The following is a 13,214-nucleotide window of genomic DNA, read 5'->3' as shown; positions in this document are numbered from 1 at the left end:
CCATACCCATGAACATGACTACAAAAATACTCATCTGGATGTTTGCTGGGCTTGTACTGGGTAGCTTGATTGACGCTTTTGCTCAAGACAATGCATTTATCCAAATCTATTTTGTGCAAGGGCTCTTTCATGTTGTCGGTACGGTTTTTATCAATTTACTCAAAATGCTCGTGGTACCGCTGGTTACTTTCTCCTTGGTCTGCGGTGTTTGCGGCATTGGTGACATTAATAAATTGGGGCGTGTCGGTATTAAAGCATTCTTCTTGTTTTTGTTAACCACCGCGCTGGCAATTTCACTGGCTATTATTGTTTCTATCAGCATTGGACCGGGTAAGACATTTGATTTTTCACCCACATCGCAAAACGAATTTATTGCGCCAGAAGCCCCACCGTTGACGCAGGTGTTGATTGATCTTGTACCAGATAACCCCGTCGCCGCGTTTGCTGAAGGCAACATGTTACAGATTATTTTTTTCACATTGCTTTTTGCTATTTGCTTATTGATGATTGGTGAGCGTGGACGCACAATTATCGATACTACTGAAAAACTGAATGAAGTGATGATGCAGTTAGTCAATGTAGTGATGTCTATTGCGCCATACGGTGTATTTGCGCTAATGGCCAAGACCTTTGCCATGCAGGGGCTTGGATTGATATTACCCATGATCGGCTATTTTGGCGCAGTTGTAATTGTTTTGATTTGTCACGCAACAGGAACATTGATGGTTTTACTAAAACTATTAGGGAGAATTAATCCTGTTCAATTCCTCAAAAAAATGCGTACTGCACAGATTTTTGCTTTCAGCACGTCCAGTTCCAATGCCACTATTCCAATAACACTCAGAACCGTTGAAAAACGAATGGGGGTTGATAACTCAACCGCTTCGTTTATTGTACCGTTCGGTGCAACAATCAATATGGATGGCACCGCTATCATGCAAGGTGTCGCAACGGTTTTTATCGCCAATGTTTATGGAATCGAGCTCGGTTTAACCGGTTACCTGACGGTCGTCGGTATGTCGGTACTGGCTTCTATCGGTACTGCAGGCGTACCGGGCGTGGGTCTGATTATGCTCGCTATGGTGTTCAGCCAAGTCGGACTCCCGGTTGAAGGTATTGCACTAATTATGGGTGTTGATCGCCTGCTGGATATGTTACGCACTGCTGTGAATGTGACAGGTGACGCAGTCATTACAGTGATCGTTGCACGAAGCGAGGACAACCTGTCAATGGATATATTTAATGATCCTTCGGCTGGGACACTGTCATCTGTACATTTCCCAAGTACTCCGACACAAAAAGAATAAGAAACTATCAAACAAAGTTCTGAACGCTACTCTTGCAAAGTCGGATCAGTAATAAATCCAATTCTTGCCATACCGGCATTAGCGGCAATGCTCATGACGCGTGCTACATGCTCATAGTGTGCCAGCTTGTCGGCTTTAATATGTAATTCAGTTCTTGGTTCCTGATCAATTGTTGCAGCAAACCGGCTCGATAACTGATCAAGCAATACCGGTTCCCCATTCCAGAATAGATTGCCATCTGTACGTATGGCTAACTCAACATGTTCTGGTTGTGTAATATTGGGCGTGCTCTCAGCCCTAGGCAAATCAATTTTGACAGAATGTGTCAACAAGGGCGCAGTAATGATAAAAATAATCAACAAAACAAGCATAACATCAACCAGTGGCACCACATTGATTTCAGCCATAGGGGCCTGTTGTCCACTGCTATTCATACTGCCGAAAGCCATTTTTTACGCCCTCTCTTTAAGAGTTGAGTACGTTGTCGCTGGCGCAATGGTACGGGGCATGGGGGATGTTTGCTTTAACGATACCGCGCTGTCAATGCTGCTGCTATCACCGATGGTTATCAATACGAAAAGGTCGTGTGCAAATGCGTCCAAACGTGCTAACCAGATTCGGTTACGGCGTACAAACGCGTTATATGCCAGCACAGCTGGAATCGCGACTGCAAGCCCTAAAGCAGTCATAATCAATGCCTCACCCACAGGACCAGCCACTTTGTCTAAAGTCCCCTGCCCTGACAAACCAATTTGAATCAGAGCATGATAAATACCCCATACCGTACCAAACAAACCAATATACGGCGCTGCAGAACCTGCGGATGCAATGAGTGTCAATCCGTTTTCAACACGGGCCGCTTCCTGGTCAATGCCATTACGCAAAGCGCGTGTCAGAAATTCGCTGGTTCCACCCGCAGCAGCTAGCTTTTGCGAATCGTGCATTTTAGAATCGGCAGCTGCTTCAATACCCAGTTTCGCCAGTTCTGCAAAAGCATTATTTGGCGGGGTGTTATTGAAAGACTTTCTTACTACATCAAGCGATTCAACACTCCAGAAATGCTTCAAAAATGCAGTTGCACGTTTTTTCGCAATAAAGTTGGATATGCTTTTTGTAATAATCAGGTACCAACTTGCTATCGAGAGCGAAATGAGCAATACCAGTACACTGATACCTACGCCATCGATTTGAGCGAGAAAGTTAGAAAAACCAAGTCCTTGTTCCATTAATTTAATTTCCTTGCAGTACAAAATTAAAAGGTTGCAACGCTATTGCGCGAACCGGTTGACCACTACGCATTGATGGTCTGCATTGCCAATTTTTCACCGCTTCCAATGCTGCATTGTCTAAACGCGTATACCCACTACTGTCAACTACCCGTGCATTGTCGATAGTACCGCTTTCATCCAGCTCGACACGCAATACCAATTTTCCTTCCTCGCCCATACGACGCGAAATAGCTGGATATGTCGGAGCCGTTAATCTGGGACATGATACCGATAATTCAGTAGATAGCGTTACAGGCCCTGTTTCCATTTGCCTTGGCGGTACCTCAATAACAGGTTCAGCGACTGATACTTGCTCGGTAACTGGTTCAGGCTCTGGCAACACAATTGGTTCCTGTTTAGGCACTTCGGGTGCTTTTGTGGCCAGTTGTTTAATTTTGGGCTTTGGCTCGGGTTTTTTGACTGGCCTCAACTTGGCAGGTGCAGGATCCTGCTTAACTTCTGGTGCCATTTTTGGGGCAGGTTGCGAAATGATTTCCGCAAACAAAGTAACCATTTGCTCTGGTGGCGGCAACATACGTTGATTCCACAGCACATAAAACAATATTCCATGGATCATTAATACAAAAAACAATCCTGGCAAAGAAATAAAATTCTGCTTTGATCCTAAATAATCAATATTTTTTTGTGACAGTGATTGCATTATAGGATAATCAACACCAATATCAATAGCCGTTTAATTTCTTCCATATATATGTAAATGATGAAAATGAGCTTAGCGATTTTAAGCCGGCCACGAATCTGACAATACTCAACACATCACCCGAAAAAAACCTGTTACCAGCAGCCCTGTTAAGGAAGTCGGTTAAACTCTTAATAATAATATAAACGAGAATAATTATCAATACAATTTAATTTAAATTTTCATTACAATAGTGTGACGTGTGACGAAACGCCATTCTTAAATGAGAATAAGCTGCTTTGCGACATAAAATTTGTTGAGTTTTTTTTATAATCTAAATCTGTGCATGAGGATAACAATATGTATGTATCCAGAATGGATAACGCAAATAGAAAAGGTTACAGTTAATCGAGTGCTGCAAACGCTACGATCATATCCTTTTCTAACTGATCAACTTCAGTGTGTGCAAAGATCAGTGTAACAATACTTTGATAGTAACAATATTAGTTCCAGCGAACGATTCTCAACTAGTCATTGCCAGAATGCCAACAGAAATAGAGTATTCAATTTGCTATTGAATTACGTGTAATCTTGCAATACTATCCACAGTTGGTCATAGTGAAATGCTGCTTGCCATAACATCAAAAAGTAAAAATATATGACATTCTCTTTTCCCGGTTTTTGGCGACGCTCCATCAGTCTTATTTATGAATCTCTAATTTTGTTGGCAATTATTTTCATTGCCAGTTTTATTTTCCATCTTATTTTTCGTGATGCAAACGCTGTTTATTTCATACCTTTATATCAATTTTATTTATTGATTATCATGGGTTATTATTTTATCTGGTTCTGGACGCGTGGAGGGCAAACCCTGGCAATGCAGACTTGGAAAATACGTGTTGTTACAGTAGATGGAAATCGACTGAGTAATCGCATCGCTATTACTCGCTATTTAATTGCAGTTATTGGTGTTTTATTTTTTGGCGTCGGTCTACTGTGGGCATTTGTTGATCGCGAGCACCAATTTTTACATGACAGATTAGCAGGTACACGTATTATTAAAACCCTTGATAGTTAAAAGCCCATTTCTTTCTTTTTAGCACATCTGAGCTTGATGCAAATCAGTTTTACTTATCTTCTGCCATTAGATTTAATAACATGAATATAGATGGTAGTAAACTTTTATACACAATAAATATCATATATATCAATTCCAACTTTTTCTTGTGTTCTGTACATAGTGATTAATTTATACATTCGTATTAAGAAAAAAATTGCTAAAGCAGTATGCTAAAATTAATTTATTATACAAATAGATATAAATTTTCTCGACTGAAGATTATAAAAAGTAAAATTATGACGTAAGTATATGTAATTAATATTTATTTCACAACTTCTGTTTGAAGGGGAAATTGCCATATGCGTTCGATATTGTTTCCAAAAGCGACTCAACTAAAATTAGTTGATAGTGAATACAATAATCATTTTTTTTGGTTGTTTTTATTGGTCACATCACTAAGTATCTTTTTATTTGATCTTCACACACCTTTAGGTGTGGCGGCGGGCACACCTTACGCGCTGATTGTTTTTGCGAGTTTAGGATTTAAAAACAATCGAAGCACTTATATTGCAACAGTTATCGGAATATCGCTCATTGTACTGGGTTTTTTTCTGTCACCAGGGATAGTAGCGCCTATGGAGGTAATATTAACTAACCGTATTCTGGGGCTAATGATCATTACAATCACTGCATACATGGTACTTAAAATAAAAAAAGTAAATCATGAGCTTTTTACACTAATGACTAAAACGTATATTGATCCGTTAACAAATTGTAAAAATAATCGGGCTTTTCAGGAAGAAGTAAAAACCGAAATTAACAGAAGTAATCGGTACAAGCGAAATTTATCACTGGCTATCTTTGATATCGCGCATTGCAATTCGGCTAATAATAAAGAAGAATTCACTTATGGCCTGAACAACCATAGTATCAAGTTGATATCCTACGAGATCAGAAAATCGATAAGAAGCTCAGACCAGCTATACCGCGTCGACGAGAATAGATTTGTGGTTTTATACGCTGAAACAGATATCAATAAAGCTAAAGATGCAAGTGATGCATTATGTGAAAAAGTTTCCAGAATGAATCAACCAGACATACAACACGGCTTTACAGTGAGCGTCGGTATAACAATGCTCGACGATGGAGACAACTTACATAGACTATACAAACGCGCCGAGGAAGCTTTATCAGTCGCTAAAGAGAATGGTGTTAATCAAGTTGCTACCTTTCCAGAAACCATGAATACCGGAAAATCGCATATTCCTGCAATTTTATGCCGGCCTAGATCAGGATAGTTAATTTCCGCAAATTTATCAAAACGATAACAATCGATTATATAAGCACTTATGGTATAAATAATTTGTCAATTTCTGGCTATCCTCGTTTTTTTATTCGAATTTCTTATATAATCAATACCTCATTAGATCAAATAAAGCTTTAACGCTTTGCTATATTCATGAGTTTGATTAATAAACCAATGGCCAACAAATCAAGTGGTCGTCCTCTGTCGCCGCGTGTATCCAGATTATTACGTGAATCCGGTTGGCTAATACTTGTTGGCGCAGCGCTGTATCTCATTTTAATATTTTACAGTTATGATCAAGGAGATCCTGGTTGGTCTCATAGTGGTGATTATGAACATATCCAAAATGCGGGCGGACACATTGGTGCTTGGCTGGCCGATCTTATGTTATATCTGTTTGGTGTATCGGCATGGTGGTGGGTGGCATTTTTCTTTGCTACTGTTTCATGGAGTTATCGCCGCATAGATATTGCCAGTATTTTCGATCGTCACTCAATCATGCTGTCAATTGGCGGGTTTCTTTTATTGCTGATAGCAAGCAGCGGACTGGAATCTCTTCGTTTCTATACACTGGATGTCTCACTTCCGTATCTGTCCGGTGGCTTATTTGGAGAAGGCATCAGCTTTTATTTATCTCAACTTCTCGGATTCACAGGCGCAACCATGACGCTCTTGATTTTAATTGCAATTGGTTTTAGCCAATTTACAGGTTTATCGTGGGTGCGCTTCGTCGAGAAAATAGGCGAAGTTGTTGAAAATTACACTTTATTGGTTCAGAAACAATGGTCTAACAGACAGAATAAGCAAACAAAGTGGACAGAAACATATGAACCTAAAGAAATCTTTGCATTTGAAAAAAAGCAAGTAATTGAAAACACACCTATCCATATTGAATTACCTGCAAACAATTTAGCCCCATCAGAACGCTCCGTAAAAGAAAAACAAAAATCTTTTTTTCCAAATTTGTCAGAATCCTGCTTGCCGCCTTTGCACTTACTCGATGAACCTGAAAAAGATGTAGAAGTTCTGTCCAAAGAAATACTCGAATCAACATCACGTTTGATTGAAAACAAACTGAAAGAGTTTGGCGTTGTCGTTAAGGTCGTTGCAGCTTATCCCGGCCCTGTCATTACACGCTATGAAATTGAGCCTGCAATTGGTGTCAAAGGTAATCAGATTATTAATCTGATAAAAGATTTAGCGCGTGCACTCTCTGTCGCACGCATCCGTGTAGTTGAAACAATCCCAGGCAAAACAACAATGGGATTGGAAATTCCCAATCCAAAGCGGCAGACGGTTCGCCTGCTCGAAATTCTCAGCTCACAACCTTATGCCGACACAGCATCTCCGCTGACAATAGCGTTAGGTAAAGATATCAGCGGACGCCCGGTGGTGTCCGATCTTGCCAAAATGCCGCATGCATTGGTTGCGGGCACTACAGGCTCTGGCAAATCTGTTGCCATTAACGCCATTATATTAAGCTTAGTTTATAAAAGCACGCCTGAGCAAGTACGCCTGATTCTGGTTGACCCGAAAATGTTGGAATTATCTGTATACGAAGGTATTCCACATCTCTTAACGCCCGTTGTCACCGATATGAGTGAAGCGGCTAGTGCATTGCGCTGGTCGGTGGCCGAGATGGAACGTCGTTATAAACTTATGTCGTCGTTGGGAGTACGTAATCTGAACGGCTACAATCAAAAGATTCGCGATGCAGCTAAAAATGAGGAACCTCTATATAACCCACTGTCTACAGATGAAACATCCGAGCCGCTCAGTGAATTACCACTGATTGTCGTAGTCATTGATGAATTAGCCGATTTAATGATGGTGGCCGGTAAAAAAGTTGAACATTTAATTGCCAGACTAGCACAAAAAGCCCGTGCCGCAGGAATTCATCTATTGTTAGCGACTCAACGTCCTTCTGTTGATGTAATTACCGGATTAATAAAAGCAAATATTCCGACTCGAATAGCTTTCCAGGTTTCCAGTAAAATTGATTCAAGAACTATCCTTGACCAGATGGGCGCAGAGACTTTATTGGGTCAGGGTGATATGCTTTATTTACCACCAGGCAGTGGTTACCCGCAGCGCATTCATGGCGCGTATGTTGCGGATCATGAAGTTCACAAAGTAGCGGAATATCTTAAAGAACATGGCGAACCTTGCTATGTAGAAGAAATTCTGAGCACCAACGAAGAAGGAAACGGTGGAGATTTCATGGATGATTCCAAAAAACAGACTGGCGGAGAAAGTGATCCACTTTATGACGAAGCTGTGCAAATTGTTATTAAAACACGTCGTGCATCCATTTCATTGGTACAAAGAAATCTTCGTATTGGCTATAATCGAGCAGCACGGTTGATCGAGGAAATGGAACGTACCGGTCTGGTATCTGCCATGCAAAGTAATGGTAACCGTGAAGTTTTGGCTCCGGCACGCGGCGAATAGATTAAAAACAGCTTTGTTGTAATTCTTATATAATTCATAGCTCAATCCTAAAGCGATAGTATGAACCGCACATTAAACCGTACTCGTGTTTCTTTCCTGATTTTTTTTCTGCTTGTCTTACTCCAAGGTACTCCTATCGTTACCTGGGCTGCAGCCGTCGACAATCTGAAAACATTCATCCATGAAACACAAACTGTACGTGCAAATTTTTCTCAAACTTTGTACGACAAAAACGCACGTGCGATACAGAACTCAAGCGGTACGCTCGAATTTGAACGTCCAGACAAATTTCGCTGGATTTATCAGGTGCCATACGAACAATCCATTATTGGTGATGGCAAGCAAGTCTGGTTTTATGATCATGATTTAAACCAGGTAACCATTCGTAAATTTAACGTTGCCATCGGCAGTAGCCCAGCTGCATTATTAGCCGGAAACACAGCTATTGAAGAGAACTTTGAACTGCAAAATCTCGGGTTGCAAGACGACATTGAATGGATGGAAGCGATACCCAAAAATAAAGACAGTGCATTTGAATTCATCCAACTGGGTTTTTCTCTAGCAGGTAACTTACAATTTATGGCCTTAAGGGATAATTTCGGTCAGACAACTTACTTAACTTTTTCCGATCTTATAAAAAACCCAAGTTTGCCTGACGGTTTTTTTAAATTTGTTCCACCGGAAGGTACCGATGTCATTAGTGAGTGATTGTACTACCAGCCAAGTACTCAAATCTCCGCTCGCAGAAAAATTGCGCCCAAAAGCATTGAATGAATTTACTGGACAACATCATCTGTTAGGAAACGGAAAACCTTTACGGTTGGCAATTGAATCCGGGAAACCGCATTCCATGATTTTATGGGGCCCACCAGGGACCGGCAAAACAACCCTGGCGCAAATTATGTCCAATGCTTTTAACGCTGAATTTATTTCACTATCAGCTGTGTTATCCGGGATAAAAGAAATTCGTAATGCTATAGAGCGCGCGCAGAAGGTTTTACAGCATAATGGACGTCATACTATTCTATTTGTCGATGAGGTGCACCGTTTCAACAAATCACAACAAGATGCTTTTTTACCCCATGTTGAACAGGGGCTATTTACTTTTGTCGGTGCAACCACCGAGAATCCGTCTTTTGAAGTCAACAGCGCACTGCTTTCACGTGCTCAAGTGTACCCTTTAGTTGCGTTGACCGATGATGATTTGAATCAAATATTTAAACGCGCGCTAGAAAATATGCCAAATCCACAGCAATTTTCCGATGATGCTCGCAAATTCATTATCGCTTTTGCAGATGGAGATGCACGGCGCATGATTAATATGTTTGAGCAAATAATTACTGCGGCAGAAGTCGAAAAAATAACCGAAATTGATACACAGCATGTACAAAATGCACTGTCACGCAACACGCGCCGCTTTGATAAAGGCGGCGACGAATTTTATGATCAGATCTCTGCATTACATAAATCAGTTCGCGGTTCGTCACCCGACGCAGCACTTTATTGGTTATGTCGCATGCTCGATAGTGGCGCTGAACCACTTTACATTGGACGTCGTCTGATTCGAATGGCAGTTGAAGACATTGGCATGGCAGACCCACGCGCGTTACAAATCGCATTAAGCGCGTGCGAAACCTATGAGCGGCTTGGAAGTCCTGAAGGAGAACTTGCTCTGGCGCAGGCAGCCTTATATTTATCCTGCGCGCCCAAAAGCAATGCCGCATATATGGCATATAAAAAAACACGATCTTACATTGCTAATGATAAATCTAGGCCGGTACCCATACACTTACGCAATGCACCGACACAACTAATGAAAAATATGGGGCATGGTCGTGACTATCGATATGCACATGATTATCCGGAAGCTTATGTTGCCGGAGAGCATTATTTTCCGGATGCGATGCCTGATGTTCAATTTTATCAGCCGACACGGAACGGTCTTGAAAATAAAATTCAGGAAAAACTGAATTATTTACGCAGTCTGGATCAAAAGGCAAAAAAACAAAAGCAATCCAGGCAAAATCGTTAAGTTGAAAAAGAAACCTTAATTACATACCCACAAAATATTTTAAGTATTAAGCTCACTTCCTCAAAATAAAAATTACTGGAGTTTACATGCTCGATATCCAACTACTACGCACCGATCTGAATCATGTCACCAAAAAATTGGCGAGTAGAAGTTACCGTTTTCCAATTGAAAAATTCAATCAGTTGGAAGCTGATCGTAAAAAAATTCAAACACAGACCCAAGAGCTCCAAGCCAAGCGAAATGCAGCCTCAAAACTGATCGGTCAAGCTAAAAGCAAGGGAGAAGATGCAACATCCATTTTTACCGAAGTTGCCTCTCTCGGTGACGAACTCAAGCAATTTGAAATTATATTGGGGCAGATTCAATCTGAACTGCAAAATATTTTACTTGAGGTACCGAATCTTCCACATGACAGCGTACCGGAAGGCAGTGGAGAGGAAGATAACCAGGAAGTTCGACGCTGGGGACAAATTCGCTCATTTAACTTTGAAATAAAAGATCACGTTAATATTGGCGAAAGTCTGAAGCTACTGGATTTTGAAACCGCCGTAAAACTAAGTGGCGCGCGCTTTAGCCTAATCAAAGGCAGCCTGGCTCGTCTTCATCGCGCATTAACACAGTTTATGCTCGATACTCATGTACAGGAACATGGGTATACAGAAATCTACGCGCCCTATTTGGTCAACCGTGACAGCTTGCAGGGAACCGGTCAGTTACCCAAATTTGAAGAAGACCTTTTCGTCGTAAATACCGCTGGAAAGACAGCTCATGGCGATAAAAACACAACTGGTTTTTATCTGATTCCCACCGCCGAAGTACCCCTCACCAATATTATACGTAATGAAATTGTAGCGCTAAAATTTCTACCCATGCAATTTGTCGCGCATACGCCCTGTTTTCGTTCCGAAGCTGGCAGTTATGGTAAAGATACCCGCGGATTGATTCGCCAACACCAATTCGACAAAGTTGAACTGGTGCACATTGTTCACCCTGATCAATCTTACGAAGCACTTGAGACGTTAGTAAACCATGCTGAAAAGATTCTGCAAAAACTGGAACTACCCTATCGAGTCATGACATTATGCACTAGAGACATGGGCTTTTCGGCTGCAAAAACTTACGACATTGAAGTTTGGTTACCCGCACAAAACACGTATAGAGAAATTTCGTCCTGTAGTAACTGCGAATCATTTCAGGCAAGACGCATGCAAGCACGTTTTCGTAATGAAAACGGCAAAACCACGCTACTACATACACTGAATGGCTCCGGTCTGGCGGTCGGCAGAACACTGGTCGCCATCTTGGAAAACTATCAGAATGCTGATGGCAGCGTATCGATTCCCGAAGTGCTTCAACCTTATATGAATGGTCTTGACCTGTTACGGATTGTAGGAGGACAATGATTCATAATAACATCACTATTTATATTTGACAGGATGAAAAACATGCAAACAGAAACCGGCAGCACAACCCATGATAGCAATTCGGCCACTGACAAAAACACCGTAAATATAAACGACGACTTGAGACAATTGGAAAGGGACATTCACGACGCACTCGTTGAAGGAACGAACATTCAGGAAACTGTCCATAATTTAACCTTGAAAGCAATGAAGGCGGATCGACTCGATATCGATTCCATTCGACGCATTATTACTGCTGTTACCAATGGCGTTCAGGAAGGCGCGCAGCAGAAATTCTTAACAGTATCCAATCAGTCACAAACTGCAAAAACACAGATTACTGCCGCCATTTCAGGCCTGGATTCGGCACTGGCGAGATTTGCAGAAGCTTCCAAACTCGCTGTTCAAGAAGCGGCCGGTCACGCACAGAGATTTTCTGATAAAGAACTGGTGCGCACCAAAACTGATCTGGAAAGCCTGGAAAGCCTGTTTCTGGATACATTACAAAATACGGCCTCGGCAGCTAAAGGTGTCATTTCGGATATATTGCACGATGCCGCAAATCATGCCAAAAATAACGGTACTGTTGTCGGCACTCAGTTAAAAGAAACTCTGGCCACTTTTGCTCAACAGGCAGCCTCTGTAGGTCATGCACAAATTGATGCAAGTGCACAACTTGCACAGCGTACTGCAGGTTTCATACATAAAATTGCAACGGGTGTTTTTTCGGGTATAAAAGACCATACGCAAGAAAAAAAATAGTCAGGTTAACGGGACAGATTTTCGCCACCCAGTGCATGGATCAGATCTGGCAGAAACTGACTTATTTCACCCGACATGATGGCAAAATCGCTGTCAAAAAGATCTTCCAAGGAATCTGACATATCAGTAGATTCATTGATGATATCTAATGGCACGATACGTCTGATCTGAAGATTTTCATGCAAGACAAATGAAATTTTATTAGCCCAAGTCATGGCCAAACGTGTTACTTTTTTACCTGTTTTAATATGTCTGACAGTCTCCTCAGCATCCAGTACATGATGGGTATAACGAACTGTGGCTTTTTCATCATCCATTCCCTGCAATTCACAATCACGGTCAATTGTAAAAACAGCGGGTGGTTCATCACCAGACAACCAGCGCGTCATTACAGCAGAAGGTGAAGAGAGCGTTGTCATTGGTATTAATCTTAAACCGCCCACAGTTGCTAACAACAGCTCAATCAATTCTTCCGCACGTTTGAGATTGGCGGTATCAATGACAAGCATTCCCGCTGTCAAATCAATCCAGGCATAAGTAATATGTCGTTGTGCAAAAGCGCGCGGCATCAACTCTATTAATACCGCTTCCTTGATATCCCTGATTTGTTTTTTGCCGGGCTTATAGCCTTGATGCTGTTCCATCGTTTCAATTCGATTTTTAGCGTGTTGATTGATCACTGCTGCTGGCAATAATTTTCTTTCAATACCCAATGCGATCAATACATGTTGCCCACAGACATGAACAAAGCCATCTTTACTATCATGCGGTTTCACCCAACCACGGCTTTGCATCTCCATTTGTGTGCATTCTCGCAACTCATGCTTGGCAAGTGCTTCACCCAATTGCAACGGGGTAATTTCTGCATGGGCTATTCGATAAATTAACAGGTTCTTAAACCACATTTTTTAGAATAAATATATAAATAATATAGAATTTTATGGATATAGAGTTTTTTGTTCAAGCTTTCACAACGAATCCAACC

The 13,214-nt window shown here is 41.3% G+C and carries 12 protein-coding genes; 8 read left to right on the top strand and 4 right to left on the bottom strand.

The window, feature by feature from the left end:
* The first annotated feature begins 8 nt into the window (after window positions 1-8).
* Window positions 9-1,307, top strand: a complete 1,299-nt coding sequence (locus tag C8R11_RS10600; protein WP_107795669.1) for a dicarboxylate/amino acid:cation symporter — start codon at window positions 9-11, stop codon at window positions 1,305-1,307.
* Window positions 1,308-1,333: 26 nt separating this feature from the next.
* Here the strand turns inward: C8R11_RS10600 and C8R11_RS10595 are convergent, their stop codons facing one another.
* The 3 genes from C8R11_RS10595 to C8R11_RS10585 are packed head-to-tail and all read right to left on the bottom strand — an operon-like array spanning window position 1,334 to window position 3,236.
* Window positions 1,334-1,756 carry an ExbD/TolR family protein gene (locus C8R11_RS10595; protein WP_090698386.1) on the bottom strand — a complete coding sequence of 141 codons (423 nt, stop codon included), beginning with the start codon at window positions 1,754-1,756 and terminating at the stop codon, window positions 1,334-1,336.
* 3 nt (window positions 1,757-1,759) lie between these two features.
* On the bottom strand, window positions 1,760-2,533 hold the full coding sequence (locus C8R11_RS10590; protein WP_090698388.1) for a MotA/TolQ/ExbB proton channel family protein: 774 nt from the start codon (window positions 2,531-2,533) through the stop codon (window positions 1,760-1,762).
* Window positions 2,534-2,537: 4 nt separating this feature from the next.
* Window positions 2,538-3,236 carry an energy transducer TonB gene (locus C8R11_RS10585; protein ID WP_107795668.1) on the bottom strand — a complete coding sequence of 233 codons (699 nt, stop codon included), beginning with the start codon at window positions 3,234-3,236 and terminating at the stop codon, window positions 2,538-2,540.
* Between the two features lie 637 nt (window positions 3,237-3,873).
* Between C8R11_RS10585 and C8R11_RS10580 the strand changes: the two genes are divergently transcribed.
* The 7 genes from C8R11_RS10580 to C8R11_RS10550 all read left to right on the top strand — a co-directional run bounded on the left by C8R11_RS10580 (window position 3,874) and on the right by C8R11_RS10550 (window position 12,229).
* The gene (locus C8R11_RS10580) at window positions 3,874-4,293 is read left to right on the top strand and encodes an RDD family protein (protein ID WP_107795667.1); all 420 of its coding nucleotides are present in this window, start codon (window positions 3,874-3,876) and stop codon (window positions 4,291-4,293) included.
* A 341-nt stretch (window positions 4,294-4,634) separates the two neighbouring features.
* Window positions 4,635-5,573, top strand: coding sequence for a GGDEF domain-containing protein (locus C8R11_RS10575; RefSeq protein ID WP_107795666.1), 939 nt, complete (start codon window positions 4,635-4,637; stop codon window positions 5,571-5,573).
* 161 nt (window positions 5,574-5,734) lie between these two features.
* A complete protein-coding gene (locus C8R11_RS10570; protein ID WP_107795665.1) occupies window positions 5,735-8,032 on the top strand; it encodes a DNA translocase FtsK in 2,298 nt (765 codons plus the stop codon).
* Between the two features lie 60 nt (window positions 8,033-8,092).
* Complete coding sequence (gene lolA / locus C8R11_RS10565; protein ID WP_107795664.1) at window positions 8,093-8,740, top strand: outer membrane lipoprotein periplasmic chaperone LolA; 648 nt, start codon at window positions 8,093-8,095, stop codon at window positions 8,738-8,740.
* Window positions 8,724-10,064, top strand: coding sequence for a replication-associated recombination protein A (locus C8R11_RS10560; RefSeq protein WP_107795663.1), 1,341 nt, complete (start codon window positions 8,724-8,726; stop codon window positions 10,062-10,064). The genes lolA and C8R11_RS10560 overlap by 17 nt, the downstream gene beginning before the upstream one ends.
* An 86-nt stretch (window positions 10,065-10,150) precedes the next feature.
* Window positions 10,151-11,467 carry a serine--tRNA ligase gene (serS, locus tag C8R11_RS10555; protein ID WP_107795662.1) on the top strand — a complete coding sequence of 439 codons (1,317 nt, stop codon included), beginning with the start codon at window positions 10,151-10,153 and terminating at the stop codon, window positions 11,465-11,467.
* Window positions 11,468-11,509: 42 nt separating this feature from the next.
* Entirely contained in the window at window positions 11,510-12,229 is a 720-nt protein-coding gene (locus C8R11_RS10550) for a DUF6781 family protein (RefSeq protein WP_244907632.1), read from the top strand.
* Between the two features lie 5 nt (window positions 12,230-12,234).
* On the opposite strand, the gene C8R11_RS10545 is transcribed toward C8R11_RS10550, so the two are convergent.
* Entirely contained in the window at window positions 12,235-13,134 is a 900-nt protein-coding gene (locus tag C8R11_RS10545) for a recombination-associated protein RdgC (protein ID WP_107795661.1), read from the bottom strand.
* Between the last annotated feature and the right edge of the window lie 80 nt (window positions 13,135-13,214).

This window comes from Nitrosomonas aestuarii (assembly GCF_003046585.1).
Lineage (GTDB): Bacteria > Pseudomonadota > Gammaproteobacteria > Burkholderiales > Nitrosomonadaceae > Nitrosomonas > Nitrosomonas aestuarii.
Note: the sequence above shows the minus strand (reverse complement) of the source record. Positions and strands in the feature narration are given on the sequence as shown.

Coding starts and splice junctions, on each gene's coding strand:
- C8R11_RS10595 (WP_090698386.1), bottom strand. CDS start 1,756: ATGGCTTTCGGCAGTATGAATAGCAGTGGACAACAGGCCCCTATGGCT.
- C8R11_RS10590 (WP_090698388.1), bottom strand. CDS start 2,533: ATGGAACAAGGACTTGGTTTTTCTAACTTTCTCGCTCAAATCGATGGC.
- C8R11_RS10575 (WP_107795666.1), top strand. CDS start 4,635: ATGCGTTCGATATTGTTTCCAAAAGCGACTCAACTAAAATTAGTTGAT.
- serS (WP_107795662.1), top strand. CDS start 10,151: ATGCTCGATATCCAACTACTACGCACCGATCTGAATCATGTCACCAAA.
- C8R11_RS10545 (WP_107795661.1), bottom strand. CDS start 13,134: ATGTGGTTTAAGAACCTGTTAATTTATCGAATAGCCCATGCAGAAATT.
- C8R11_RS10560 (WP_107795663.1), top strand. CDS start 8,724: ATGTCATTAGTGAGTGATTGTACTACCAGCCAAGTACTCAAATCTCCG.
- C8R11_RS10600 (WP_107795669.1), top strand. CDS start 9: ATGAACATGACTACAAAAATACTCATCTGGATGTTTGCTGGGCTTGTA.
- C8R11_RS10580 (WP_107795667.1), top strand. CDS start 3,874: ATGACATTCTCTTTTCCCGGTTTTTGGCGACGCTCCATCAGTCTTATT.
- C8R11_RS10570 (WP_107795665.1), top strand. CDS start 5,735: ATGAGTTTGATTAATAAACCAATGGCCAACAAATCAAGTGGTCGTCCT.
- C8R11_RS10550 (WP_244907632.1), top strand. CDS start 11,510: ATGCAAACAGAAACCGGCAGCACAACCCATGATAGCAATTCGGCCACT.
- C8R11_RS10585 (WP_107795668.1), bottom strand. CDS start 3,236: ATGCAATCACTGTCACAAAAAAATATTGATTATTTAGGATCAAAGCAG.
- lolA (WP_107795664.1), top strand. CDS start 8,093: ATGAACCGCACATTAAACCGTACTCGTGTTTCTTTCCTGATTTTTTTT.